Origin of the sequence: Mammaliicoccus lentus, assembly GCF_947036595.1 — a bacterium.
Lineage (GTDB): Bacteria > Bacillota > Bacilli > Staphylococcales > Staphylococcaceae > Mammaliicoccus > Mammaliicoccus lentus.
Map to the genome: position 1 here is coordinate 2,417,641 of NZ_OX344834.1, position 24,042 is coordinate 2,441,682.

Annotated in this window: 24 protein-coding genes; 5 read left to right on the top strand and 19 right to left on the bottom strand. The window is 30.6% G+C overall.

Translation table 11 applies throughout. The features are described from left to right. Positions 1 to 168: 168 nt before the first annotated feature. Both merA and ACNMOQ_RS12035 read left to right on the top strand, forming a co-directional pair. Entirely contained in the window at positions 169 to 1,491 is a 1,323-nt protein-coding gene (gene merA / locus ACNMOQ_RS12030) for a hypothiocyanous acid reductase MerA (protein ID WP_416349888.1), read from the top strand. 91 nt (positions 1,492 to 1,582) lie between these two features. Next, positions 1,583 to 2,152 (top strand): ATP-dependent Clp protease proteolytic subunit, encoded by a 570-nt coding sequence (locus ACNMOQ_RS12035; RefSeq protein WP_064204758.1) that lies wholly within the window; start codon positions 1,583 to 1,585, stop codon positions 2,150 to 2,152. 152 nt (positions 2,153 to 2,304) lie between these two features. On the opposite strand, the gene mhqD is transcribed toward ACNMOQ_RS12035, so the two are convergent. The 5 genes from mhqD to norA all read right to left on the bottom strand — a co-directional run bounded on the left by mhqD (position 2,305) and on the right by norA (position 6,382). Then, entirely contained in the window at positions 2,305 to 2,895 is a 591-nt protein-coding gene (mhqD, locus tag ACNMOQ_RS12040) for a methylhydroquinone degradation carboxylesterase MhqD (protein WP_416349889.1), read from the bottom strand. A gap of 21 nt (positions 2,896 to 2,916) precedes the next feature. Further along, the gene (locus ACNMOQ_RS12045; RefSeq protein ID WP_064211200.1) at positions 2,917 to 3,522 is read right to left on the bottom strand and encodes a flavin reductase family protein; all 606 of its coding nucleotides are present in this window, start codon (positions 3,520 to 3,522) and stop codon (positions 2,917 to 2,919) included. Positions 3,523 to 3,546: 24 nt separating this feature from the next. Then, entirely contained in the window at positions 3,547 to 4,512 is a 966-nt protein-coding gene (mhqE, locus tag ACNMOQ_RS12050) for a ring-cleaving dioxygenase MhqE (protein ID WP_017000326.1), read from the bottom strand. Positions 4,513 to 4,582: 70 nt separating this feature from the next. Further along, positions 4,583 to 5,014, bottom strand: a complete 432-nt coding sequence (locus tag ACNMOQ_RS12055; protein ID WP_239723861.1) for a MarR family winged helix-turn-helix transcriptional regulator — start codon at positions 5,012 to 5,014, stop codon at positions 4,583 to 4,585. 228 nt (positions 5,015 to 5,242) lie between these two features. Beyond that, the gene (gene norA / locus ACNMOQ_RS12060) at positions 5,243 to 6,382 is read right to left on the bottom strand and encodes a multidrug efflux MFS transporter NorA (RefSeq protein ID WP_017000324.1); all 1,140 of its coding nucleotides are present in this window, start codon (positions 6,380 to 6,382) and stop codon (positions 5,243 to 5,245) included. 152 nt (positions 6,383 to 6,534) lie between these two features. Between norA and ACNMOQ_RS12065 the strand changes: the two genes are divergently transcribed. After that, positions 6,535 to 7,350, top strand: a complete 816-nt coding sequence (locus ACNMOQ_RS12065; protein WP_070045279.1) for a MerR family transcriptional regulator — start codon at positions 6,535 to 6,537, stop codon at positions 7,348 to 7,350. Positions 7,351 to 7,559: 209 nt separating this feature from the next. On the opposite strand, the gene ACNMOQ_RS12070 is transcribed toward ACNMOQ_RS12065, so the two are convergent. The 4 genes from ACNMOQ_RS12070 to ACNMOQ_RS12085 form a co-directional block, all read right to left on the bottom strand. Beyond that, on the bottom strand, positions 7,560 to 8,240 hold the full coding sequence (locus tag ACNMOQ_RS12070) for a hypothetical protein (RefSeq protein ID WP_017000322.1): 681 nt from the start codon (positions 8,238 to 8,240) through the stop codon (positions 7,560 to 7,562). Next, positions 8,233 to 9,114, bottom strand: coding sequence for an ATP-binding cassette domain-containing protein (locus ACNMOQ_RS12075; protein ID WP_103269507.1), 882 nt, complete (start codon positions 9,112 to 9,114; stop codon positions 8,233 to 8,235). The genes ACNMOQ_RS12070 and ACNMOQ_RS12075 overlap by 8 nt, the downstream gene beginning before the upstream one ends. Further along, complete coding sequence (locus tag ACNMOQ_RS12080; RefSeq protein ID WP_017000320.1) at positions 9,101 to 9,472, bottom strand: GntR family transcriptional regulator; 372 nt, start codon at positions 9,470 to 9,472, stop codon at positions 9,101 to 9,103. The genes ACNMOQ_RS12075 and ACNMOQ_RS12080 overlap by 14 nt, the downstream gene beginning before the upstream one ends. Before the next feature lie 451 nt (positions 9,473 to 9,923). Next, entirely contained in the window at positions 9,924 to 10,634 is a 711-nt protein-coding gene (locus ACNMOQ_RS12085) for an alpha/beta hydrolase (protein ID WP_416349890.1), read from the bottom strand. A 193-nt stretch (positions 10,635 to 10,827) separates the two neighbouring features. On the opposite strand from ACNMOQ_RS12085, the gene ACNMOQ_RS12090 reads away from it, so the two are divergent. Together ACNMOQ_RS12090 and tagD are read left to right on the top strand one after the other, a co-directional pair. After that, positions 10,828 to 11,727, top strand: a complete 900-nt coding sequence (locus tag ACNMOQ_RS12090; protein WP_416349891.1) for an Mph(C) family macrolide 2'-phosphotransferase — start codon at positions 10,828 to 10,830, stop codon at positions 11,725 to 11,727. A gap of 129 nt (positions 11,728 to 11,856) precedes the next feature. Further along, positions 11,857 to 12,249 (top strand): glycerol-3-phosphate cytidylyltransferase, encoded by a 393-nt coding sequence (gene tagD / locus ACNMOQ_RS12095; protein ID WP_017000317.1) that lies wholly within the window; start codon positions 11,857 to 11,859, stop codon positions 12,247 to 12,249. 46 nt (positions 12,250 to 12,295) lie between these two features. Here the strand turns inward: tagD and ACNMOQ_RS12100 are convergent, their stop codons facing one another. From ACNMOQ_RS12100 to ACNMOQ_RS12145, 10 genes are all read right to left on the bottom strand, one after another. After that, the gene (locus ACNMOQ_RS12100) at positions 12,296 to 13,936 is read right to left on the bottom strand and encodes a phospho-sugar mutase (RefSeq protein WP_416349892.1); all 1,641 of its coding nucleotides are present in this window, start codon (positions 13,934 to 13,936) and stop codon (positions 12,296 to 12,298) included. Between the two features lie 15 nt (positions 13,937 to 13,951). Next, complete coding sequence (galU, locus tag ACNMOQ_RS12105; protein WP_416349893.1) at positions 13,952 to 14,818, bottom strand: UTP--glucose-1-phosphate uridylyltransferase GalU; 867 nt, start codon at positions 14,816 to 14,818, stop codon at positions 13,952 to 13,954. 47 nt (positions 14,819 to 14,865) lie between these two features. Next, complete coding sequence (locus tag ACNMOQ_RS12110; RefSeq protein ID WP_416349894.1) at positions 14,866 to 16,893, bottom strand: CDP-glycerol glycerophosphotransferase family protein; 2,028 nt, start codon at positions 16,891 to 16,893, stop codon at positions 14,866 to 14,868. Between the two features lie 10 nt (positions 16,894 to 16,903). Beyond that, entirely contained in the window at positions 16,904 to 18,013 is a 1,110-nt protein-coding gene (locus ACNMOQ_RS12115; protein WP_416349895.1) for a glycosyltransferase family 2 protein, read from the bottom strand. Continuing rightward, a complete protein-coding gene (locus ACNMOQ_RS12120) occupies positions 17,982 to 19,337 on the bottom strand; it encodes a glycosyltransferase family 2 protein (protein ID WP_416349896.1) in 1,356 nt (451 codons plus the stop codon). The genes ACNMOQ_RS12115 and ACNMOQ_RS12120 overlap by 32 nt, the downstream gene beginning before the upstream one ends. An 812-nt stretch (positions 19,338 to 20,149) precedes the next feature. Next, positions 20,150 to 20,509 (bottom strand): hypothetical protein, encoded by a 360-nt coding sequence (locus tag ACNMOQ_RS12125; RefSeq protein ID WP_070045304.1) that lies wholly within the window; start codon positions 20,507 to 20,509, stop codon positions 20,150 to 20,152. A gap of 142 nt (positions 20,510 to 20,651) precedes the next feature. Beyond that, positions 20,652 to 21,659, bottom strand: coding sequence for a UDP-glucose 4-epimerase GalE (gene galE / locus ACNMOQ_RS12130; protein ID WP_416349897.1), 1,008 nt, complete (start codon positions 21,657 to 21,659; stop codon positions 20,652 to 20,654). Positions 21,660 to 21,680: 21 nt separating this feature from the next. Beyond that, the gene (locus ACNMOQ_RS12135) at positions 21,681 to 22,823 is read right to left on the bottom strand and encodes an aminotransferase class I/II-fold pyridoxal phosphate-dependent enzyme (protein WP_416349898.1); all 1,143 of its coding nucleotides are present in this window, start codon (positions 22,821 to 22,823) and stop codon (positions 21,681 to 21,683) included. Between the two features lie 5 nt (positions 22,824 to 22,828). Continuing rightward, positions 22,829 to 23,449, bottom strand: coding sequence for an acetyltransferase (locus tag ACNMOQ_RS12140; protein ID WP_416349899.1), 621 nt, complete (start codon positions 23,447 to 23,449; stop codon positions 22,829 to 22,831). Continuing rightward, the gene (locus tag ACNMOQ_RS12145; protein WP_064205273.1) at positions 23,446 to 24,042 is read right to left on the bottom strand and encodes a sugar transferase; all 597 of its coding nucleotides are present in this window, start codon (positions 24,040 to 24,042) and stop codon (positions 23,446 to 23,448) included. Before ACNMOQ_RS12145 ends, ACNMOQ_RS12140 begins: the two co-directional genes overlap by 4 nt.

Genomic DNA, 24,042 nt, shown 5'->3' on the forward strand with positions numbered 1-24,042 from the left:
AATGAATGTTGTATATTCATTATAGGTTCAAACGCTTACATAATTAATTTTGTCTTTTGTGCACTTATAAGAAATTAAGAAAATAATACCTTAAATTCAAAAATTTCATAATATTTTTATAAAGTACTATAATTGGTTATAGAGATTATGAGATGGAGGTTTTATACTATGAAGCATTATGACATGTTAGTGATTGGTTTTGGAAAAGCTGGTAAGACGCTTGCTAAAGATTTTGCTGGTCAAGGAAACCAGGTTGCTGTAGTTGAGCAAGATTCAAATATGTATGGTGGCACGTGCATTAATGTCGGATGTATACCTTCTAAAACGTTATTACATGAAGGTAATGAAAATCACACCTTCACTGAAGCAATTAATCGTAAAAAAGATGTCGTATCGGCATTAAATAAGAAAAATTTTGATAATCTAGATTCTGATGAAAATATTAAAGTTTATACTTATAAAGCACAGTTTAAAGATAATGAAACTGTCGATTTGTTAAATAAATCAAATGAAATTGTTGAATCTATTCAAGCAGACCATATCATTATAAATACAGGTAGTCGCTCAAATATACCTGAAATAGAAGGGATTGAGCAAACTGAGAACATTTATGATTCTAAAGGTATTATGGAATTGAGACATTTACCAGAACATCTCGTGATCGTTGGTGCAGGTTATATCGCTTTAGAATTTGCGACGATTTTCTCAAGTCTCGGTAGTAAAGTTACGATGATTCATAATCGTAAACATATATTAGGTACTGAAGATAAAGATGTAGCATCTCATATTTACGACCAGTTGTTGAACCAGGGTATAGAATTTATAGATGAAGCGGAAGTTCACGCTTTTTCAACTGAAGATAATCGTCCTGTCGTTCATACTAACCAAGATGATATTTCTGGTGATGCTATCCTACTTGCGACTGGACGCATACCAAACACTGACCTCGCATTAGAAAATACTGATATTAATCTAGGCGATAAAGGTGAAATTAAAGTGAATTCTTCATTAGAAACTGCTGTAGATAACATTTATGCAGTTGGTGATGTTAAAGGTGGCCCACAATTCACTTACATTTCTTTAGATGATTATCGAATCGTTAAAGATCATATTTCAGGCAATAAAAAACGTTCAACTAAAAATAGAGGTCATGTTCCATATACAGTATTCTTAGACCCACCTTTAGGACGTATAGGAATGACAGCTAGTAAAGCTAGAAAAGAAGGCTTCAATGTAAAAGAAGGTATGATTGAAGTTAAAAATATTCCTCGTCACAAAGTTAATAACGATGATAGAGGTATATTTAAAGCGGTAGTTGATGTAGATTCACAACAAATATTAGGCGCTAGTTTGTACGGCACAGGATCTGAAGAAATTATTAACGTTCTTAAACTCGCTATGGATATGGATGTGCCTTATACAAGATTAAGAGATAATATTTATACGCATCCTACTATGGTCGAAGCATTTAACGATTTATTTGATATATAATAAAAAAATTTGGTCAATAAAGGTCAAATTATTTGAAATGCACTTATATATCATTCACAATAAAGTTAAATATTATGATAGGAGTGATTTCATGTCTGAAGAAAAACAACAAGAAAAAGACATACTAACTGAAAAACTATTAGAAACACGTACGATCATTATAACTGGTGAAATTAATGATAAAGTTGCAAAAGAAGTCGGTAACCAACTTTTATTACTAGAAGCAATGGGCGATGAACCAATTACTTTATTCATTTCCAGTCAAGGTGGTCATGTCGATTCAGGTTATTATATTCATGACATGATTAATTTCGTGAAACCAGAAGTAAATATTATCGGTTCTGGTTGGGTAGTAAGCGCAGGCGTAATTATTTATCTAGCTAGTAAAAAAGAAAACAGATATAGCCTACCAAACACAAGATTTATGATTCACCAACCATCAGGCGGCGTACAAGGACAATCTGTAGAAATGGAAATTACAGCTAAAGAAATTATACGCACACGTCAAAAAATCAATGAATTAATTGCGAAAGAAACAGGACAGCCTATAGAAAGAGTCGAAAAAGATACAGGCCGCGACTACTGGTTAAGCACACAAGAAGCTTATGATTACGGCTTTATCAATAAAATTATTAAATCACGCGATGAAATCGATAAATAAATATATTGTTACTATAATCAACAGATTGTATATTAACAAAGAAAGAGTCCAGAACATAAATAATTGTCCTGGACTCTTTTTTTATATGGCGGTATCTGACTGGGTGGAACCACAAAATCTTTTTAGCAAAATAAGATTTCTGTTCCACTCCCTTATAATATTTCTTTTGCTGCTAGTACTGCTTCTTGTGTAATTTCATGACTGTTCACCCTAGTTTCATGTACTTCAGCACCGCGTTCTTTAAATATTTCAATCACTCGTTCACTTTGTTCTTGTGTAACGATTGGATCTTGTTTACCCATTGATAGGAATACTTTAAAGTTTGATAAATCTTTTTGATTATCTTGTAAGTCTAAAGGATATAATGGTGCGAATAATAATGCTTTTTGGAAAGGTGTACTTTCTCTTAGTATTAAGTTAATCGCCATATTCGACCCGTTTGAAAAGCCTACTGGTATAACGTCTTCTAAATTAAATTCATATTCTTTTGATGATTCTTTGATAAAGTCATATAATTCTTGACCTCTATACTCTAAATCTTCTAAGTCATAATCGCCTTCTGCACGTCTCTTGAAGTAACGCGCCATACCATTTTCGGATATTTCACCTTTTACACTTAACACATTATAACTTGGATTAAGCATTTCTGCTAAAGGTAGTAAATCTCTCTCGTCTCCACCTGTTCCGTGTAATAAAAGAAATACAGGTTTGCCTTGTTCACCTTGTTTAAATATATGTTTCACTTCTAGTCAACTCCATTCACTTTATGGTCTTTCTATTGTAAATGTGCGCCCTATTTCAGCGTAATCATTACCTGCTAATCTACTTACTGCACTTAATTCATCTTTATTAATATAGCCATCGTTATAAATAGCATCATCAAAATGATAATGTTTTATTTCTAATAATATTAAATCAGATACAGGTTTATCATCCTTTTTAATAACCATTGTATCGTGTAATACAGCTTCAAAGCGTACCTTACTTTGTTTCAATCCTGGTACTGAGACACTTAACGATTCTACAGTATCAAATGTTGTACGCGTAAGTTCACTTTCATTTCTATTTAAAAGCGCAGCGGTTTCATTTGTATTTTCAACGTTTTCTGTATCTACAATGTGTACGACTGCTTCTTTTTGCTCCAATATATTTCGAGCCGTGTCTTTCGATTCTCCATTTACTCTTTGTACCGCTATAGATAGTATAGGAGGTTCTGAAGAAACAACGTTAAAGAAACTAAAGGGTGCAATGTTTAATATACCGTCTTCAGATTGTGTCGTAACTAATGCAATTGGTCTAGGTATAACAGACCCTATTAATAATTTATAGTTTTCTTTTTGCGTTAATTGTTCTGGACGTAACACTTTCATCAGAACCACTCCTTTTCTATTTAATTAGTCATGCTTTCTTGTCGTATCAAAATGTTTAATTTCAGATTCAATATACTCACGCTGAGACTCTAAGAATGGTGGTAACGCAAGACTTTCCCCTAATGTTTCATAAGGCTCGTCTCCCATAAATCCTGGACCATCTGTAGAAATTTCTATTAGTATATGTCCAATTCTGGCATATAATGCTTCAAAGTAGAAACGATTAACATTTCCTGAGTTACCAATGCGTAGTTCTTTATATTTTTCTTCCCATGCTTTGATAGCTTCGTGATCTTTCACTCTAAATGATACGTGATGAACTTCACCGTACCCCTGTCTAGCTTCAGGTGTTTTGTCATCTTTTCTTAAAATAACTTGACCACCGTTACCACCTTCGCCAACTTCAAATAATGTTACATCTTCTTCTTCAACAATTGGTTTCATACCATATATTTGTTTCAATACTGATTTGAAATCGTCATAATAACTAACTGTAATTTCAATTGGTCCTAATCCATATATCGCTTTATCTTCAGGAACTGGTCCGTTTTTCCATGGTATGCCTGGTTCAACACCTTTATTTAATTCATCTGAGAATAATTGATATCTTTGACCGTCTTTCTCTTCAAATGGTAAAACTTTTTTACCAAACAGTTCTTGAATACCGTCATTTTTAACACCAAATTCTTCAAATCTCTCTAAATAATATTCTAAAGCTGCATCGTTTGGTACTCTGAAGCCTGCACGACTAATAGAATTTGTACCTCTTTGACCTTTAGGACTATTTGGGAAATCAAAGAATGTCATGTCTGTCCCTGGTGATCCTTGATCATCTGCGAAAAATGTATGGTACGTATATATATCATCTTGGTTTACTGTTTTTTTAACTAAACGCATTCCTAATACTTCTGTAAAGAATTCATAGTTTCTTACTGCATCATCTGTTATAGCAGTTACGTGATGGATTCCGATAAGTTCGTTATTACTCATTATAGATTCCTTCTTTCTTTATTTTTTATTTCGAATTCGAAATAATAACGCTGAAAAAAATTTGCGCGACTTACTCATTAGACATTGCGCTAATTTTTTTTAATGCTTTTCTTAATATAGCAAGTTCTTCATCTTCTAAGATAGAAAAAGCATTCGCAATTGTTTCAGCATGCTTTGGAAAAATATTTTCCATTAACTTATGCCCTTCATCAGTTAATACTGCATACGTGATTCGTTTATCTTTCGTATCTTGACGACGTCTCACATAACCTTTCTTAACTAATTGATCAATGACATATGTTGTACTACTACTTGCTATTAAAATACGTTGTTTAACCTTTTGAATAGGCTGATCACCTTTATGAAATAACAGTTCCATTACGGCAAATTCAGTAATATTCAAACCATAGTTCTTCATATCTTGCTTAACAATACGATCAATCGTATCATTCGAGCGTTTAATACCGACCAATGCCTTTAAAGATTCATCTGTTCTATTCATGTCATCACCTATCCACATATTATTTCGATTTCGAGATAATTGTAACGCGATTTTAGATGTAAGTCAACAGTTTTGAGTATATTAATTATACTAAGTATAAAAATGATAAATTAAAAGCCTGAGACATGGTACACGTCTCAGGCTGATTCAATATAATGGCAGTAGCTGACTGGTATGAAGTTGCACTTATATCAAACTTTTTTCATACCTAGTCCTACTTCGCTTATTTTAAAACTTTAATTTATCTGGTCTATAGAACACTAATATAACCGCCGCAAATACGAAGAAACCTATCGCAACGTACATCGGGAAGTTGATATCTATATCGAACACTACCCCTGCTACTAACGGGCCAACTAAGTTACCGACGCTGGTTGCGGCAGAGTTTAAGCCACCCGCTGTTCCTTGATTTTTTCCGGCCAATTTCGAGAAGTAATTCGTCATTGACGGTCTTATTAAATCAAATCCTATAAATATAATAAAACTTACAAGCATAACGGATAAATAACTCGAAGCGAAAATAAATGCGAATAACACGATTACTGAATATATAAGTGAGAACAATGTAAGTCTTATTTCTCCAATTCTTCCTACGATTCTTTCAAATAGGAATAGTTGGAATATAACCCCTACAATAGCTCCACCTGTAATCGCAATAGAAATATCTTTCGGTTCGAATCCTACTTTTTCTGCTGTATATAATGAGAACATCGTCTCAGTTGAAGATAAACCGTAAGATAAAATCAACATTACAACGACAGGAACGACGAACAATTTATATGGGAATGGTTCTTTTACTTTCGGTTTGTCGACATCTTCTACTTCTTTTTCTTCTTTTAACAAAATAATGGAGAAGAGTAGCGCAATGATACCTAATACACCGGCAAAATAAAAAGGCATTCTATGCGATATTTCTGCTAAGAATCCTCCCACTCCTGGTCCAATAATAAATCCTGTGTTAATAACTGCTGACATGTAACTAAAGTTTCTTGCTCTATTTTCCGCGGTTGATAAGTCACCGATCATACCATTAACACCAGGCATTACAAACGCTGCACTAATACCACCTAATACTCTTGATAATAAAAGTATTGAAAAAGTATTCCCTACCGCAAAAATAAATTCTGATATGGAGAATAATAAAAGTCCAATAATGATAATGATTTTCTTACCAAACTTATCTGCAAATCTTCCTCCAAATGGAGAAGCAATCATTTGAAACAACGCAAACACTGCTACTAATAATCCTAAATCACTACCGTTCAAATCTAAATCGTACAATATTGTTGGTAGTACTGGGATAACAATACTAATACCTAAAAACATAAGAAATATATTAAAATATAAAATGTTTAACTTATTCTTCATATTAGACCTCCTTATTCATTACTTTATTAAATATTAAGTGATTTTCACTATATTCTAATCTATTTGTTTTCATTTTCATATCAAAAAACACCTTTAATATATTAAATTTAAAGTGTATAGTAACTATATAGTCAAGTGGAGGAATTCAATTTATGCAAAAAATTAATCATATACCTATAAGCGAGTTTGCAAGTCTAACAAATGTTAGCAGACAAACATTGATTTACTATGACAAAATAGGCTTATTTAAGCCGGATTTTAAAAATGAAAGTGGCTATCGTTATTACTCAGTTAAACAAATCGAGTTTATTAGTGTCATCACATTATTGAAAGAATTAGGTATGTCCTTAAAAGAAATTAAACAATATACACAAGACAAATCACCAGAACTTTTCCTAGATCTCATGCAACAACAAAAGAAAGTCATACAAGCCCAGAAACAACAATTAAATTTTAATGAGCTCGTAATAAACGATAAAATCAAATCTATCAAAGATGCTATCCATACAGAATTCGATAAAATTGAACTTCACGATATAGAAAACACTACATTTTATATTAGTGATAACATCAATAATGTTTCCGAGCTAGATTTTCTAATGTCAATAAATCAATTTGTAGATGAGCTCAAGCATCACAATTTATTCTCTAGTCAGCCAATAGGCGTTGTAACAAAGAAAAATGAAATTTTAAATAAACAATATAATCAATATAGCTATCTTTATGTTGAAATACCATCAAATAAAAGTGACTATACAAATACCATTACCCTAAACGGACAGTACTTAGTCGGGTATCATGTCGGTTTAGATCAAACAATTTACGAAACTTATCAAAAGATGTTTAACAAAATAGAAGAGTTGAATTTAGAGATCGGTCAATACGTTTTTGAAGAATATGTATTCGACTCAGTGATTAAAAATAATGAAAAAGAATATATTACGAAGATTATGATGGAAATTACTTAAGGGAGCCTGAGATGTTTATATGTCTCAGCTTTATTTTTAGATTCGATCAGAAGAAAAGTTAGTTTGTGTATTTATGTAATAACTAATCCAAAAAAAGAGCTCAGGATTTATGTCCCAAGCTCTTCAGAATTTTTGTAAGTACATGCTCTCCCTACTCATCAGCACCTTACAAAATCGTCATAGTTTTTATTTTCTACTATTATAAATATTCACTCTTTCATTCTAGCTTTTATCATTATAGGGTATATCAAGAGTGCTGCTATTACACCAACTGCTCCTAATATATGAAATGTTTCATAAATATGATTCATTATCCATTCTACAAGTGGCATAATATCACCTAAAACAGACCAAATGAATACAATTACGCCAAGAGCAAATACACCTAATGCAGTTGGAATTATACCAATTCGATACATAATAGCTGCTAGTAAGAAACATACTCCTGCGATAAATAGTATAGCTAGAAAATCAATCCAAAAGTTATCTAACACACTCGCATTTGGTACTAAGTCACCTGCTCTCAATAATACTACTGTACTTTTTGAAGAGTCTGTAATTAATCGAACGATATAGCTAACAACTTCTTGTACGATAAGCAATGCAACCATGAATATTAGGTAACTAGACCATACGCTAAAAATATATTGTTTTCTCGTTGCACCTAGTTCAATAGATGCTTTAAACGGATCGTGAAATAAGAACAATGGTAAGAATCCTAATATACCAAACACAGGACCTGATAATAGTGGTCTAAAGTCTTCTGGTTCTCCAAAATAACCAATAGCCACATAAAGCGCTGCTAGAAGTATAAGCACAACCGTGAATATATAAAGTTGAAGTTTCAGTTCCCTAAATACAATTGAAAATGAACCTTTAAAATTATTCATGATGGGCCTCCTTCGTCATCGTTATATTAACTAAATAATCTTGTATATTCGCTTTATCCACTTTAATATTTAAAGCTTTACATTGCTCTATCAGTGAATCACTATACGAAACATCTACCATTACTTTATGCTGACTGAGTATTGTAGATTGTTCGATAATATCTTTGTCTGATACAACTTGTTTAATATCTTCTAATTTGCCAAGTAATACTGCACCTCTTGATTGGAAATACTCAATAGGTTCATGTAACTTAACCTCACGATTAGAAATGATAATTAGCTTTTCACAAATTTTTTCTATTTCTTTAATATGATGAGAAGCAATCATTATATATCTTGGGTCTTCATCATATGACTTTATTAATGCTTTAACGAATACCTTTCTCATATATGCATCTAAACCATTCGTAGGTTCATCTAACATTGTCACAGGTGCATGGCTCGCAATACCAATCACACCTTGTACCATAGACTGCATACCTTTAGAGAAAGTCTTAATTTTCTTCTTTCTTGGTAATTCAAATAAATCAATTAAATAATCCGCTTCTTCTTGATCCCAATTCGTATTAAACATCGCTGCAAACTTCATCGCCTCATTTACTGTCCATGATTTTCCAAAATAATGATTCTCTCGCAAATAAGTGATTTCTTCCGTTGCACTCGTGTTGTTAAATGGCTTCTTATCCAAAACAGATAGATGACCTGCGTCAGGACGCTCTTGCCCAGAAATTAATTTCATTAAAGTTGTTTTACCAGAACCATTACGTCCCCATAATCCAACAATCATAGGTTCGTCTTCTTGGAGTGATAAATGCTCTAGAATGTTTTCATCCTTATACTTAAATGACATATCTTGAATATCAATGATTGTCATAATCTTGTTCCACCCTTCTTATGAGTTCTTCTTTACTTATATTTAGTCTTTTAGCTTCTTTAACCATATTCTGGATATAAGAATTAGAGAATGCTTGCATTCTTGTATTTACGAGCTTGTCGCGCGCGTCTTCAGCTATAAATACACCAATACCTCTCTTCTTAACAACAATACCTTCATCAACCAACAGTGTAATACCTTTTTGAGCCGTCGCCCTATTGATATTATAAAAATTCGAAAGTTCTGTTGTAGAAGGTATTTGTTCACCTTCTGACAAAAGTCCTTCAACTAAATCATCTTTAATCATATCTGCAATTTGCAAAAATATAGGTGTTTCATCATTCAATGTAGGTTTCATATTCATTCTCCTTATCCTATAACATGATTGGTTGATTAGTTGTGTAATCAACTATAATACTTACCATGTTATTTGTCAATCAATTTTATGTATATTTACTCTCATAATACTGCAATATTCCCATTATATCAGTATTTTAAAGTTATGAAATTTTTATAAAAGGTTGGTTAGTCATCTTGTCGAAACAATAAAAAAGCAAGAGATAAATAATTGTTCCGGACTCTATTTTTGTATTGGCAGTAGTGGATTGGATGATTATGTTGCACGTGGACCTCGTCTTGCAACATTCGGAGGCTTTATATTGCACGTGGACCTTCTCTTGCAACATTCGGGAACTTTATATTGCACGTGGACCTTCTCTTGCAACATTCGTTATCTTATTTACACAAACAAAAAAGCTGAGACAAATAAAAATTGTCTCAGCCTGTTTCATCACATTGGCATTAGCCGATTAATACAATATTTTATTAATACCCTCTGCAAAATACGTTTCAAAAAAGTGGTGACGATGTATACCTTCAGGATGTGTTACAAAAGTTAAATGAGAATCAGGGTTAACTAACTTCTCTTCAAGAATTTCTACACCCTCTTTAGTACAAGGAACCATATTCTTTAATATATTTGGATACTCAGCACCCTCTAACTCACCGACATACCAATAAACATCCCGAGGATATTCAATATTATCAGCCTTTTTAAGAAAATCAATAAATCCCGGATACCACATTGAAGCAGACATTACTAAATACTTACCAAACAAATGGGGTCTTGTAACTAAAGCATAAATAGATAGTAACGCACCAAACGAACCGCCACCAATAGTTAAATACTCCGACTCATCAAAAATATGATACCTTTCCTTTAAGTAAGGGATTAATTCAAATTCCAGTAAATCTAAATACTGCTCAACTTCCCCACCATAATGCTGTCCACTAACATCCTCAATCCAAGGCGTATATTCCCTATTACGCTCTACTGGTTCAACACCAACAAACATAACATTACTTGGATAATCTTCGACAAGCTTATCAAAAAGATATGAACCATCCTGTACAATAACAGTGTCAAAAGGCACAGGATCAGAATTATCATCTTCATAATGTTCAGGAAGAGCAATCGTTAATAAACGACCATTCCATAAAATTTTTTGTACCTCTTGCAAACCCATCCACTCCTATCATTCTCAATATTATCAATTGAGAAATATTATCATTTATAACATCATAACATAAAATACTTTCATACGTTATAGCACAATCTCTTGCAGTTATCGTTTGCATATCAGTTATATTTATATCAAGATAAAACAAAATACTTTCATAAGAAAAATACAATAGAAATAAGGAGCCAATAAAATGACTCAACATAATGAAATTATTAAATGCGCAGAAAAATATCAATTGCATATCCAACCTCAAACAATCTCGTTGAATGAATCAGGACTAGATTTCCAAGTTGCATTTGGAGAAGATGAACAAGGCGTAGAATGGGCTTTAAGACTACCAAGAAGACCTGACGTTTATAAGCGAACAAAATCTGAAAAACAAACGGTAGATTTCTTACAAAAGAACGTTTCATTTGAAGTACCAAAGTGGAAAGTACACGAAAAAGACCTTATCGCTTATCCAAAACTTACCGGTAAACCTGCAGCAACAATAGATCCACAAATACAAAACTATGTATGGGAAATTGAACACAAACCAGTACCAGAAAACTTTGTTAACACATTAGCTGAAACACTCGTAGACTTGCACAACATACCAGAAGAAAACATTACCGCACATCATATAAATATCAAAACTATACAAGAAATAAGAAATGACTTTCAAAGAAGGATGAATAAAGTCAAAGAAACTTATGGCGTAGCAGATGAGTTATGGAACAGATGGCAACAATGGTTAAAAAACGATGAACTATGGCCACAACATGCAACCATGATACATGGAGACTTACATCCAGGACATATAATGGTAGATAACGAAGCAAACGTCACGGGACTCATAGATTGGACCGAAGCAACCCATTCCGATCCTTCAATGGACTTTATGGGACATCATCGTGTATTCGGCGACGAAGGATTAGAGCAACTTATAACATCATACGATAAAGTTGGAGGAGAAACATGGCCACGAATGAAAGAACATATATTAGAACTCAATGCAGTGTTCCCAATGTTTATCGCTGAGTTTGCTATGGAATCAGGAGAAGCGGCGTATGAGAAAATGGCATTGAAAGAGTTAGGTATGGAAGAGTAGAAGTTATAAAATAAGATATTTATAAAAAATATTTATATAATTCTGAAAATAAAATCTAATTGTAAAATTTAGGTTTACAATTAATTAACGATATATTAACATTTAACTATTATAAACTGGAGGTTCATTATGAAAAGAGTTATTACATATGGCACATACGATTTATTACATTACGGGCATATCGAATTACTTAGAAGAGCTAAACAATATGGAGATTATCTAATTGTGGCACTTTCTACTGATGAATTTAACAAATTAAAAGACAAAAAATCATATTATAACTATGAACAAAGAAAAATGATGTTAGAGTCCATTCGTTACGTTGATCTTGTCATTCCTGAAAATGAATGGGAACAAAAAGTAAAAGACGTTAAAGATTACTATGTAGATACATTCCTAATGGGTCACGATTGGGAAGGCGAATTTGATTTCCTTAAAGACCAATGTGAAGTTATCTATTTAAATCGTACAGAAGGTATATCAACTACACAAATCAAAAAAGAATTATATGGTGAAGAATAATTTAATATAAAATAAAAAAAGAGTCTGGAGAATCCAGACTCTTTTTTTATGCAATATACGTTTTATTAAATGATTCAATTATTTCAGTAAAATCTTCTACATCAAGCGAGAAATATAATTTCATTTTTGGTTCTGTCCCTGATGGTCTGACTGCGATGAATCCTTCTTCAAATATGAATTTAATTAAATCTGCTTGAGGCAAATCGATTTTACTTTGTTCGCCTGTTTCAATATTTGTTCTTTCTTGTTTAATATAGTTCTCTATAAATAAAGGCTTTAATCCTCCTACTTCAATTGTTATAAGGTTATTAAAGTGTTCCATTATTTGTTTAATTTGTGCTTTGCCTTCCATACCCTTGAAGGTAGGTGATAAAGTCTTATCTTGATAATAGCCAAGCGTTTCATATATTGTTTCTAATACATCTTTAAACGTTTGATTCTCTTGTGTTAGCTGTTCTTTATATTTAATTAATAAGGCAGCGGTTTGAATGGCATCTTTATCTCTAGAAAAATCATTTAATAAATAACCATGACTTTCTTCGAAAGCTAATACAAGTTTAGTTTCATCATTTTCTAATGCTTTAAGTTGTTCTGATATATATTTAAATCCAGTTAAGACATTAATTACATCTATATGTAAATGTTCTGCTAATTTCTCACTTAAAGCACTTGTTACAACTGATTTAATCATATTTGATTTTGTACTTTGTAATTCATCATGCCTTAATTTCAGAAGTAACAATCCAATTTCATTACCATTAAAGTAACGGGTTGTACCATCTTCATATCGTTCTACAATACCTAACCTATCTGCATCTGGATCCGTAGCTACGATTAAATTCGCACTCTCTTTATCAGCTAATTCCTTCCCTAAATCAAATGTATCTTCCATTTCTGGGTTAGCAATATTAACCGTTGGAAAATCGCTGTCTGGCTCTGACTGAGATGTTTCAATTACAAAATGATTATAAGATAAATCATGTAGTATATCAGAAAGTATTGGCAAGCTTGTACCATGTAAACTTGATAATACAGTTTTTGAGTTTTGAGTTTTGAATGCGCCGACTAAATCGCATACTGCTTTTTTATAAGCTTCTGTCGTCTCATTTTCAAATGGTATAACGATATTGTTTTCTTTCAGTGTCTTTAAGTCATTCACTTTAATATTTAGTGGGTCAGTTACTTGATTAATATATTCACTGAGCTTTAATGATGGTTCTGTTAATAATTGTCCACCGTCGGCTCCGTATACTTTAATGCCATTATAGTTTTTAGGATTATGACTCGCTGTTATCATAATACCTGCGGTTGTATTTAAATGACGAACTGCAAATGATAATTCTGGTGTTGATTTATAAGTATCAGGTAATACCACTTTCACACCATGAGTTCCGAGAACTTTAGAGATTTCTTCTGAAAATTCCTTTGATAAGTATCTTGTATCAAAATGGATTACCACTGTTGGTTCATCCGAAATATCCTTTAAATAATTTGCGAAACCTAAAGCAAATTTTTGTATCGTAAATTTATTTAACCTGCCTGGACCAATACCGAAAGTACTTCTAATACCGGCTGTACCGAAGGCTAATGTATCTTGAAACCCTTCTTCTATTTCTTGTTCAGTGAGTTCATTATGAAACGATTCAACTAAACTCTCAGAAAGCTTATCTTCCCATGCTTGTTTCACAATCTTGCCACCTTTCTAATCTATATTAAGTGATCGAATATATTGCTTGATTTCTTCTTTCATTTCATTATCTTTCAATGCATATTCGATTGTCGTCTTAACGAACCCTATTTTTTCACCAACATCATAACGTTCCCCTTCAAAATCATACGCATAAACTCTATCATCTTGATTAAGGCGTTCAATAGCATCAGTTAATTGTATTTCACCGCCGCTACCTTCGGTTTGATTTTCTAAATAATCAAAGATCTCAGGAGATAATACGTATCTACCCATAATTGCTAAATTAGATGGTGCAGTTCCCTGTTTAGGTTTTTCTACAAATTTTTCAACTTCATATCGTCTGCTATTTTGAGATTGAGGTGCAATAATACCGTATCTATGTGTTTCACTTGCTTGAACTGTTTGAACACCTATAACTGATTTATGAGTTTCTTCATATTGATCCATTAATTGACGAATAGCTGGTGTATCTGATTCAACAATGTCATCACCTAATAATACGGCGAATGGCTCATTACCAATAAATTGTTTAGCCGTAAAAATTGCATGCCCCAAACCTTTTTGTTCTTTTTGTCTCACATAAAATATATTAGCCAAGTTTGTAGAATACTGTACTTTATCAAGTAACTCTAGTTTCCCTTTTTCATATAAATTTGTTTCTAATTCCTTTTGTGTATCGAAGTGATCTTCAATCGAACGTTTATGTTTCCCCGTAACTATAATGATGTCCTCAATACCAGCTTTTGCCGCTTCTTCAACGATATATTGAATCGTTGGTTTATCTAATATTGGCAACATTTCCTTTGGCATAGCTTTAGTTGCCGGTAAAAATCTTGTCCCTAGACCAGCTGCTGGAATAATTGCTTTTTTAATTGTCATTTTTTATTTTCCTCTTTCTAATATTTCTCAATAATTATTCTTTTATCTTATCTCAAGTTTTTAATTTTATTTACTATTGTTTGTCTTATATTTCTCTTAAATTCAAACAATTTTTCATAAGAAACTTCATAGTTCCCCAATAATTGAAATTGATTATCCTTAAATTTGTCTAGAGATTTAAACAAACCATCTAAGTCAGAAACTACTTCACCTATATTTTCATATTTAATTTGTTTAGAAGGTACGTGGTGAGAAGCATATTTATTATACTGATAGAAAATGACATTCTTTTTTTGGAATAAAAAATCTACAGACACAGAAGAAAAGTCTGTAATTAAGAACTTACTTTTAGCAATAAGATCAGGTATTTCTACGTTTGTTGTAGTTTGAAACTGAACATATTCATTACTACCTTTTAATTGCTCAGAATACTTTTCGAACTGAGGATGCATTAAAACATTCATCCTTAAATTGTTTTCTTTTAAATAATTATATAAATATGGATGATTTATAAGTTCAAATATTTTCTTATAATACTCAGTGCCTATAAACTGAGCAGGAGTCAAATTTTGTAATCCTCTTTGCCATGTGGGCATAAATAATATTTCATTATTTATAGTAGATTTTTCAAGTAAATTATCATGTCGTGCCATCCCAGTAATAAGTACTTCCTCATCTCTAAAACCTAAAGTATCCATTATAATTTCTTTTTCATATTGATTATTTGCAGTTATATAATCAACTCTATAATGTTTTTTACTTAAGTAAGGAGATATATTATGGATAATCATCCCATGTTGTATAGAAATAATTTTTGTGTTTTGTAATTCTTTTTCATATATTTTTAGATAGAGATCTTTATTGTATGGAGTCATTGTTTCCTCAAAAGTAAATGATGTAATAAATTTATCGGCGATTAACATCATAAATTTATGTTTTATAGATTTTAAATAAAGTATATTTCCTAGTACACGAAGTTTATTTATTGCAACTTTAGCATTTTTATCAATTAGATAATAAGATTTTATATCTTTTCGCTCTTTCCTTAAATATTCATATAAAAAATAAGAATTATCAGAGGCACTATCAACTCTCTCACTTATTATCCATATTTCTTTTCTAGAAATCTTTTTATAAAAATTCGATATTATTTTTAACATATGTTTTTCTAAAATATAATAACTATCACGGATACGTAGCCGTAAGTTTCTTAATTTTTGTGTTTTCCTCCATTCGTCACTTAATCTGATATTTTCACCTTCATGACCAAGAAGTTTTACGTAATTATTATAATTATTGTACCAATACCTTCTACTTCTAAATAGAGTCAATGCATTTATTGCCTCATCATAATAACCTTTCATAGTTAAAGCATAAAATAAATAAAGTGGTGTATTTTCTCTTCTTGTTAGTAAACCAAAATCTTTTAATTTATTCCTCATATTTTCTAACAAAACAGTCTTTGTATAATTATCAATATTTTTCTCAAAAACTTTATTATCAATAATAAAATCTATAAAACGTATCAATTCTGAATTATTTTCAAATGATTTAATTAGATTATTATAATCAGTGTGCTTTAATAATTCTATAAATAGTTTAATTAAATCTTCTTTATACATGTTATTTCTTAAATCTCTACCTATATAATCCAACTGGACAATAATACTTGAATTACCAGAGGATACACTCAATTTCCTTTCAAAATACTCAGCCATTATATAGACTACTTTATAACCAGTTACTTTTATTATTAAGTTAGAAAATAAATCTCTATAATTTTTAGCATTATATTTAAAATCTTTTATATATCTACTGTCTCTTAACGTCGTTTGTACAATTTTCTTACCTACATCTTCCATTTTACTTATTGAGCTAATTATATTATCAGTGTCCATATAAAAATTAGGATTAGAATATATAATATAATCATACTCCTCGACATTAACCTCTAAATCTTTATTTTTGGTAAAATCGACTATAATTGTATCTGTAAAAAATTCACTACTTATCTTTTCGTTGAATGATTCTATATTTTTATTTTTAAAATCGAACAAAACCTGTAAAATCCTCATTTTTACTCTCCTATTTATTTAATTTGAGTAGTTTCATAAATTTATACATCTTATAACTTTTACTATGTCTAAAGTTTTCAAATTCTTTAAATCTTTGCTCTATGTCAATACCCTTGTAAAAATAATTACGTCTCGCAGTTAATAAAGATGCATAAGATAATGCTAATTCATATTCATGTTTTTTAATTAATTTGACAATAGGTTCTTCATTTTTTAAATACAGAATCATTATTGATTCATCATATTCGCCTAATATTTTGTTAATTTGTTGGAATATATCAATTTTCTCTTCATAATTTAAATGTTCAAAATCATAATCTAATATTTTCCAAAATATTGATCGCATAACGTTTATTTTGAAAAACTCTAATATCTCCTTATTATAAAATTTTTCTGAAGTATAAAAAGCATCTATATCATTATAAATAGATGCTTTTACTTCTTGATGCGTTAAAGATTTGTTTTCTCCACTATCTCTATTTCTATATTTATAGATAACATATGGGATATAAGAAAATGATTTAGCTCTCGTATATAAAAGCGTGTCTACGATTTTATCTTCTCCATTTTTCATATTTTCTATAAATGATATATTATTATTAATGTAGAATTCTTTTTTTATTAATTTTAATACTACCCCAACCTTTACTTGTGCGAAAAAAGGCGTCTCTATTATATTTGTAGATTTATATGTTTTATTTAATTTATACTCTTTGAATGTAACGTGTTCAAAGTGAGTACCATCCTCATTAAATGAAAGCATTTTCCCCATTGCAAAGTCATCATTTTCACACATAAAATTCAAAAGTGTTTCATAAGCATCTTCTTCTAATACATCATCAGGATCCATAAAATGTAAATAATCACCACTTGATATTTCCACTCCTATGTTTCTAGGTTTCCCTGGAGAACCTTGATTTTCATTTAATCTATGATATATGATATTTGTAAATTTATTTTGAAATTTTTTTATTTTTTCAAAAGTATTATCTGTAGAACAATCATCTATTAAGATAATTTCCAAGTTTTTTTCACCAATACTTTGATTTAATAAGGATAATAAACAGTCTTCAATAAATTCTTCAACATTATACACCGGTAATACTACTGATATTTTCATTTTTATTCCCTTTCTTAATCAATCTATTTATAATTCTCTTAATTACGGAAATATTATTCACGTACACTTCAATCTGGTTGTCTGTATCCTCAATTTTTACTTTGCATCCAAAAATTATCATCTTTATAGGAATTTTCGCTTCAAATATACCTAGTGAAAGATCATTAATTGATTTACCTAACATTGTTACTTTCTTATAACTTTTTACATTTATGTTACTTGTTTTATTATTTTTATAAATAAAGGTAATAGAGTAATTATTACTTAAGTCACCAATATCATCAGAAAATGAAAAAACCATTCTTTTATTTAGCAAGCTGTATTCATGTATTAGCAATTTAATATTTTTATAATTTAATTTGTATGAATATTTTTCATTTTTCAGTTCATATAAAAAGACTTTATACCTTGTAGAACAATTCAAATTATTAATTATATCTAAGTCTATATTTTCTAGTAATTTTTTTGAATATAACTTGAATTCACTAGTAGTATGGTAATTTAAGCCTTTCATATATTGTTGATTATGTTCTAATAAAAATTCTAAATAGTGAATTGATAATAAAAATTGTACATATTTAATAACACATCCATATTTTTCCATTGATAATTTAATTAAAGGTAAATAATTTTCTTTGATGTGATAAGCATAACGTTTATTAGAATTCCAAGCGATTTTACTTAATGAATTTTCATTGTTTCTATCATAGTAGTAATAACTATTTTTTAATAACCCATACTTGCCCTCATTTATTATAATATTATTGATTAAGTAGGCATCTTCCCAATAACTTAAGTTTTCTTTAAATCTATAATTATTTTTTAAAAATAATTTAGTTCTAAATACAACTCCGCCTATATGAAAGTGAATAAAACTATAATCTTCAAATATATCAACGTACTCTTCTTTAGTATGAAATCTATAATTTAATGTTTGGCCATATTCCTTATTTTGTTTACTTATTATAATTGGAGCTACAAAAACATTAAGTCTTGGATATTTATTAAATAATTTCATTGACTCTTCGATAAAATTTTCACTAATTGTATCAGAATCGTCAATGAAAGTTACAAACTCAGATCTCTTATCTAAGTGTTTCAATCCCTGATTTCTTGCATTACTTACTCCACAATTTATTTGGTTAATTATTTTTATATTTTTTATATTTTCATACTTATGAAGTATGTTTTTAGTATTATCTGTACTACCATCATTTACAATTATTAATTCAAAGCACTCTACTCTATTTTTATTTATTAATTTATTAATAGTGCTGTTAATTATTTTCTCTGAATTATATGCTGTAACAATAATCGAAAACACTAATTATCCCCTCTTACTACTTGAATTAATACATTGCTTAAATATTAATTTCATCCAAATTTTTCTTGTACTCTACTTGTTTCCTTTTATTACTATTCTTTATACTCTAGCACTTTCTTGTTCTTAATGTTTATGATTCTTTCTTAACGTTTCTCAGTAATCATTAAATATCCCGTGAATAATATTAAACATATTACAAGAGCCAATAGTACTAGATTTTCAATTCTCTTCCTCTTCACCCAATAAATATCAATATTAATATTAAACTACAAATGTATCATTTTGTAAAATTTAATTTTTACTTTTTCAATTCTAAACTATCATAATTTTATTAAAAAAACTGTTTTAAATTTTATATTACATTAACTATTAAAAAAAGTCTTTAATAATACTTTTTTCAAATAATAAAAAACTACTAACTAATTTTATAAAATTCAATAACAATGAACAATACTATTCACAATATAATAAAATCAATAATCCTTCATTTTTAACCCGTGTCATTTATTCGTTTGTTAAGTTATTGTAACTCTTTATATGTTATTAATTAGATTACGTTAAACTATAAACAATCATCTTCAATATAAATATATATTCACTTACTATTTATATATATGATTTGTATATAATTAAATTACTTTAATATGTTTATAAGAAATTTAGAAAATATATTTATTTTCTTAAAAAAAATTCAAAATAAAAAGAGGCATTCGCCTCTTATATGTATATTCACCTTTTAACTTTCTCATATAAACTTACATAAATATCTTTGCTTTATAGGTATTTGTTCAGATATTTAAATTAGTTTTATTCTATTCACTTTTACTTTCTTTAATTTGCACTGATTCTTCATATGCGTAAACCGCTTCTTGGTAATTATTACTGCGAGGTAATATTTTCTTTTCGACTGCTTGGTTATATGCATCCATTTTTGTTTTTTCATCTTTTTTGCTATAGATAATTTCAGCTAAATCTTGTTGATTATTTATTTTCATTTCTGAATCTTGTTTTTCTTCCGTTTTCTCTTTCTTTTCTTTAGATGATTTAGCATCTTTCTTTTGTTCTGTAGCTTTATCATCTTTTTCATCGGTACCCATTTCCCCCGTTATCATTAAATAACCCGTAAATATTGTGAAACATATGACTAATATAACTGGTATCAGATTTTTCATTTGTATACCTCTTTCTCTAGTTTCTATTATCATTAATATTAAACTACAAAATATTGATATACAACTATAGTCAGTTACTTATATAATGATTACCAAAAAACATTTAAGAGTCCGGGACATAAATTCGTCTCGGACTCTTAAGTTATATTGCATCTTTATTAATACTGTTATACCCTTCTGGATACTTCTTATGAAATGCCCATGCTGTTTTTATAATTTCTTCTATATCTGTATATTGTGGTTTGAAGTTTAATTTTTCGACTGCTTTTTCTGTTGAAGCAATAAGTATACTTGGATCGCCTGCTCTTCTTTGTTCTACTTTGCATGGAATGTTATGACCTGTTACTTTTCTTGCTGCTTCAATAATTTCTAGAACGGAATACCCTTTTGAGCTACCTAAATTTATTGATTGGCTCTCGCCACCTTTATTTAAGTATTTCAACGCTTTTATATGTGCGTCCACCAAGTCTGATACGTGTAAGTAGTCCCTTATACATGTTCCGTCTTTTGTTGGATAGTCATTTCCGTATATAGCAATTTCTTTTCTTTTTCCTAATGCTACTTCTAATATTATCGGTATTAAATGTGTTTCTGGGTTATGGTCTTCGCCTATTGTTGCGCCAGCTTTTGCACCGGCTACGTTAAAGTATCTTAATGCTATATACTTTAATCCATATGCTTTGTTTGCCCATTTAACCATCTTTTCCATTACTAATTTTGATTCACCGTATGGATTTGTTGGTTGTAATATCGTTTCTTCTTTAATAGGTACTTGCTCTACTTCGCCATACACTGCTGCAGTTGATGAAAATATTAATTTGTCGATTGAGTATTTTTTCATTGTTTCGAGTAAAACCTGCATACCATACATATTATTATTAAAATATTTAAGTGGCTTTTTCATAGATTCGCCAACTAGTGAGTATGCACAGAAGTGCATGACTGCATGAACTTTCTCGTTTTTAAATACATTTTCCATAAACGCTATATTTCTACAGTCCCCTTCATAAAATTTAGCTTTATGATGTATGGCTTCTTTATGTCCTGTTTCTAAATTATCGACTACTACTACATCAAACCCTTCCTCAATTAATTGATCTACTGCATGAGATCCAATATATCCTGCACCACCTAGAACTAAAACTTTCATTTTCCCTTCCTCTTTTACTTTTTAGTTATATTGTTTTGCAAGTTTATTTATATGTTCAATAACAATACTCAATTGTTCTTCTGTCATATTTGAGCCTGACGGAAGACAAACCCCTGTTTCAAATAGTTTTTTCGAACTATCTTCTTTTTCAAATATGTAGTCATACCCTTCATACAATGGTTGCAAGTGCATCGGTTTCCACACTGGCCTCGCCTCAATATTATGTTGATGTAGGTATTCTATTAACGTTTTAGCAGTAAATCCTGTCTTTTCTGAGTCTATCGTTAAAGCTGTTAGCCATCTATTAGATTTACTGTTCTCTAATTCTGGTTGGAATTGAAATCCTTCTATTTTATTTAATACGTCGTAATAAGTATCAAATATAGCTCTTCTTTGATTTACGCGTTCTTCTAACACTTCCATTTGGCCTCTACCTATACCTGCTGAAATATTACTTAGTCGATAATTATAACCTAACTCACTATGTTGATAATGAATGGCTTTATCTCGTGCTTGAGTCGCTAAATATAATGCATGTTCTATACTCTCTCCATTGCTTGAGACAAGCATACCTCCACCGCTCGTTGTAATAATTTTATTCCCGTTGAATGAAAATATCGCGTAGTCTCCGAAGCTACCGCTTTTCTTACCTTTATATTCTGACCCTAACGACTCTGCTGCGTCTTCTATTAACTTTACGTTGTATTCTTCACACAACGCTTGAATTTCATCCATTTTGGCTGACTGTCCATATAAATTCACAACTATAACAGCTTTAGGTCGTTTGCCTACCTCAGTATATTTTTCTAAAGCTTTGCGTAAAACATGTGGCGACATATTCCACGTATCCATTTCAGAGTCGATAAATACTGGTGTCGCTTTTTGATATAAAATAGGATTAGAAGTTGCGCAAAATGTTAAAGAAGAACAAAGCACAATATCTCCTTCACTTACTCCACATTCTATTAATGCTAAATGTAAAGCGAATGTCCCACTTCCAACTGCTAAAGCATGTTCTACTTGGACATAATTTTTAACAGTGTTCTCGAATTCAGTTACATTTTCTCCAAGCGGTGCAATCCAATTTTGTTTGAAAGCACTGTCTATATATTTTTGTTCATTTCCTCCCATATGAGGCGATGATAAATATATTGTTTGATTCATTCTACCTACCTCCTAATAGGCTTTGCAGGTGTCCCAACTACTATTTGATGATTTTCGACATGATTTACCACTGTAGCGCCAGCCCCTACAATTGCATCGTCGCCAATTTTTAATGCTGGTAATACTGTAGCGCTAGCACCTATTTGTGATGCTTCTCCAACTTCTACGCCTCCTGTTAGCGTTGAATTCGGTGAGATATGGACATAGTCTTTAATGACGTTATCATGCTCGATGATGGATCCTGTGTTGATAATGTTATGTTTACCAATTGATGTTTCTGCGTTTATAACACTATTTGTCATCACGACTGTCCCGTTCTCTATTTTCGCTGATGAACTAACAATCGCTGATGGATGTGTCAGAACAGGAAATTGTTCAATTGAAATTGCTAGTCTATTAAACAATCTCTTTCTTATATGATTATTACCTATAGCAATATGGAATACATATTCCGCTTTATATAAATGAATATTTTTCAGATTATCGTATATTAAATTTTCTTCTTTGTGATATTCTGTTATGTCATCCGTTAAATAGCCTTTAAGCTCATATTCATTACTTAAATCAATTATTTCTTTAACTACTTTCGCCTGGCCGCCATTTCCGATTAACAGTATAGGTTTCATAGTGGATTACCTCTAAATTTCTCCATTGTTACATGGTTAGCAGCTGTTATATCTTTTCTTTTGATGACATTCATAATCGTCTTATATAAGATAAACATATCTAATTTAAATGATTGATTTTCCACATACCACACATCTAATTTGAATTTTTCTTCCCAAGATATAGTGTTACGGCCATTCACCTGTGCCCATCCTGTTATACCAGGTTTTACGAGATGTCGCTTTCTTTGTTCTTCTGTATATAACGGTAAGTAGTCCATCAAGAGTGGTCTTGGCCCTACTAGACTTAAATCACCTTTTAATACATTAATTAATTGTGGTAGTTCGTCTATACTCGTTTTACGAATGAAATCCCCTGTCTTTGTCATTCTATCTTTATCAGGTAATAGCTCACCATTTAGGTCTCTTTCATCTGTCATTGTTCTAAATTTTAAAATCTCAAATGGCTTTTCATCTTTACCTGGTCTCGTTTGCTTAAAAAATATAGGTTTGCCAATCTTTTTGTTGATTACTATTGCAGTTCCTAAAATAACAGGAGCTGAAACTATTAAAGCAGAGAATGAGACCGTTATATCTAATGTTCTTTTTAACAT

Excerpts from the sequence above, each read along its gene's own strand:
- merA (WP_416349888.1), top strand. The coding sequence starts at position 169 with ATGAAGCATTATGACATGTTAGTGATTGGTTTTGGAAAAGCTGGTAAG.
- ACNMOQ_RS12035 (WP_064204758.1), top strand. The coding sequence starts at position 1,583 with ATGTCTGAAGAAAAACAACAAGAAAAAGACATACTAACTGAAAAACTA.
- ACNMOQ_RS12045 (WP_064211200.1), bottom strand. The coding sequence starts at position 3,522 with ATGAAAGTGTTACGTCCAGAACAATTAACGCAAAAAGAAAACTATAAA.
- mhqE (WP_017000326.1), bottom strand. The coding sequence starts at position 4,512 with ATGAGTAATAACGAACTTATCGGAATCCATCACGTAACTGCTATAACA.
- ACNMOQ_RS12055 (WP_239723861.1), bottom strand. The coding sequence starts at position 5,014 with ATGAATAGAACAGATGAATCTTTAAAGGCATTGGTCGGTATTAAACGC.
- norA (WP_017000324.1), bottom strand. The coding sequence starts at position 6,382 with ATGAAGAATAAGTTAAACATTTTATATTTTAATATATTTCTTATGTTT.
- ACNMOQ_RS12065 (WP_070045279.1), top strand. The coding sequence starts at position 6,535 with ATGCAAAAAATTAATCATATACCTATAAGCGAGTTTGCAAGTCTAACA.
- ACNMOQ_RS12070 (WP_017000322.1), bottom strand. The coding sequence starts at position 8,240 with ATGAATAATTTTAAAGGTTCATTTTCAATTGTATTTAGGGAACTGAAA.
- ACNMOQ_RS12075 (WP_103269507.1), bottom strand. The coding sequence starts at position 9,114 with ATGACAATCATTGATATTCAAGATATGTCATTTAAGTATAAGGATGAA.
- ACNMOQ_RS12080 (WP_017000320.1), bottom strand. The coding sequence starts at position 9,472 with ATGAAACCTACATTGAATGATGAAACACCTATATTTTTGCAAATTGCA.
- ACNMOQ_RS12090 (WP_416349891.1), top strand. The coding sequence starts at position 10,828 with ATGACTCAACATAATGAAATTATTAAATGCGCAGAAAAATATCAATTG.
- tagD (WP_017000317.1), top strand. The coding sequence starts at position 11,857 with ATGAAAAGAGTTATTACATATGGCACATACGATTTATTACATTACGGG.
- galU (WP_416349893.1), bottom strand. The coding sequence starts at position 14,818 with ATGACAATTAAAAAAGCAATTATTCCAGCAGCTGGTCTAGGGACAAGA.
- ACNMOQ_RS12110 (WP_416349894.1), bottom strand. The coding sequence starts at position 16,893 with ATGAGGATTTTACAGGTTTTGTTCGATTTTAAAAATAAAAATATAGAA.
- ACNMOQ_RS12115 (WP_416349895.1), bottom strand. The coding sequence starts at position 18,013 with ATGAAAATATCAGTAGTATTACCGGTGTATAATGTTGAAGAATTTATT.
- ACNMOQ_RS12125 (WP_070045304.1), bottom strand. The coding sequence starts at position 20,509 with ATGAAAAATCTGATACCAGTTATATTAGTCATATGTTTCACAATATTT.
- galE (WP_416349897.1), bottom strand. The coding sequence starts at position 21,659 with ATGAAAGTTTTAGTTCTAGGTGGTGCAGGATATATTGGATCTCATGCA.
- ACNMOQ_RS12135 (WP_416349898.1), bottom strand. The coding sequence starts at position 22,823 with ATGAATCAAACAATATATTTATCATCGCCTCATATGGGAGGAAATGAA.
- ACNMOQ_RS12140 (WP_416349899.1), bottom strand. The coding sequence starts at position 23,449 with ATGAAACCTATACTGTTAATCGGAAATGGCGGCCAGGCGAAAGTAGTT.
- ACNMOQ_RS12145 (WP_064205273.1), bottom strand. The coding sequence starts at position 24,042 with ATGTTAAAAAGAACATTAGATATAACGGTCTCATTCTCTGCTTTAATA.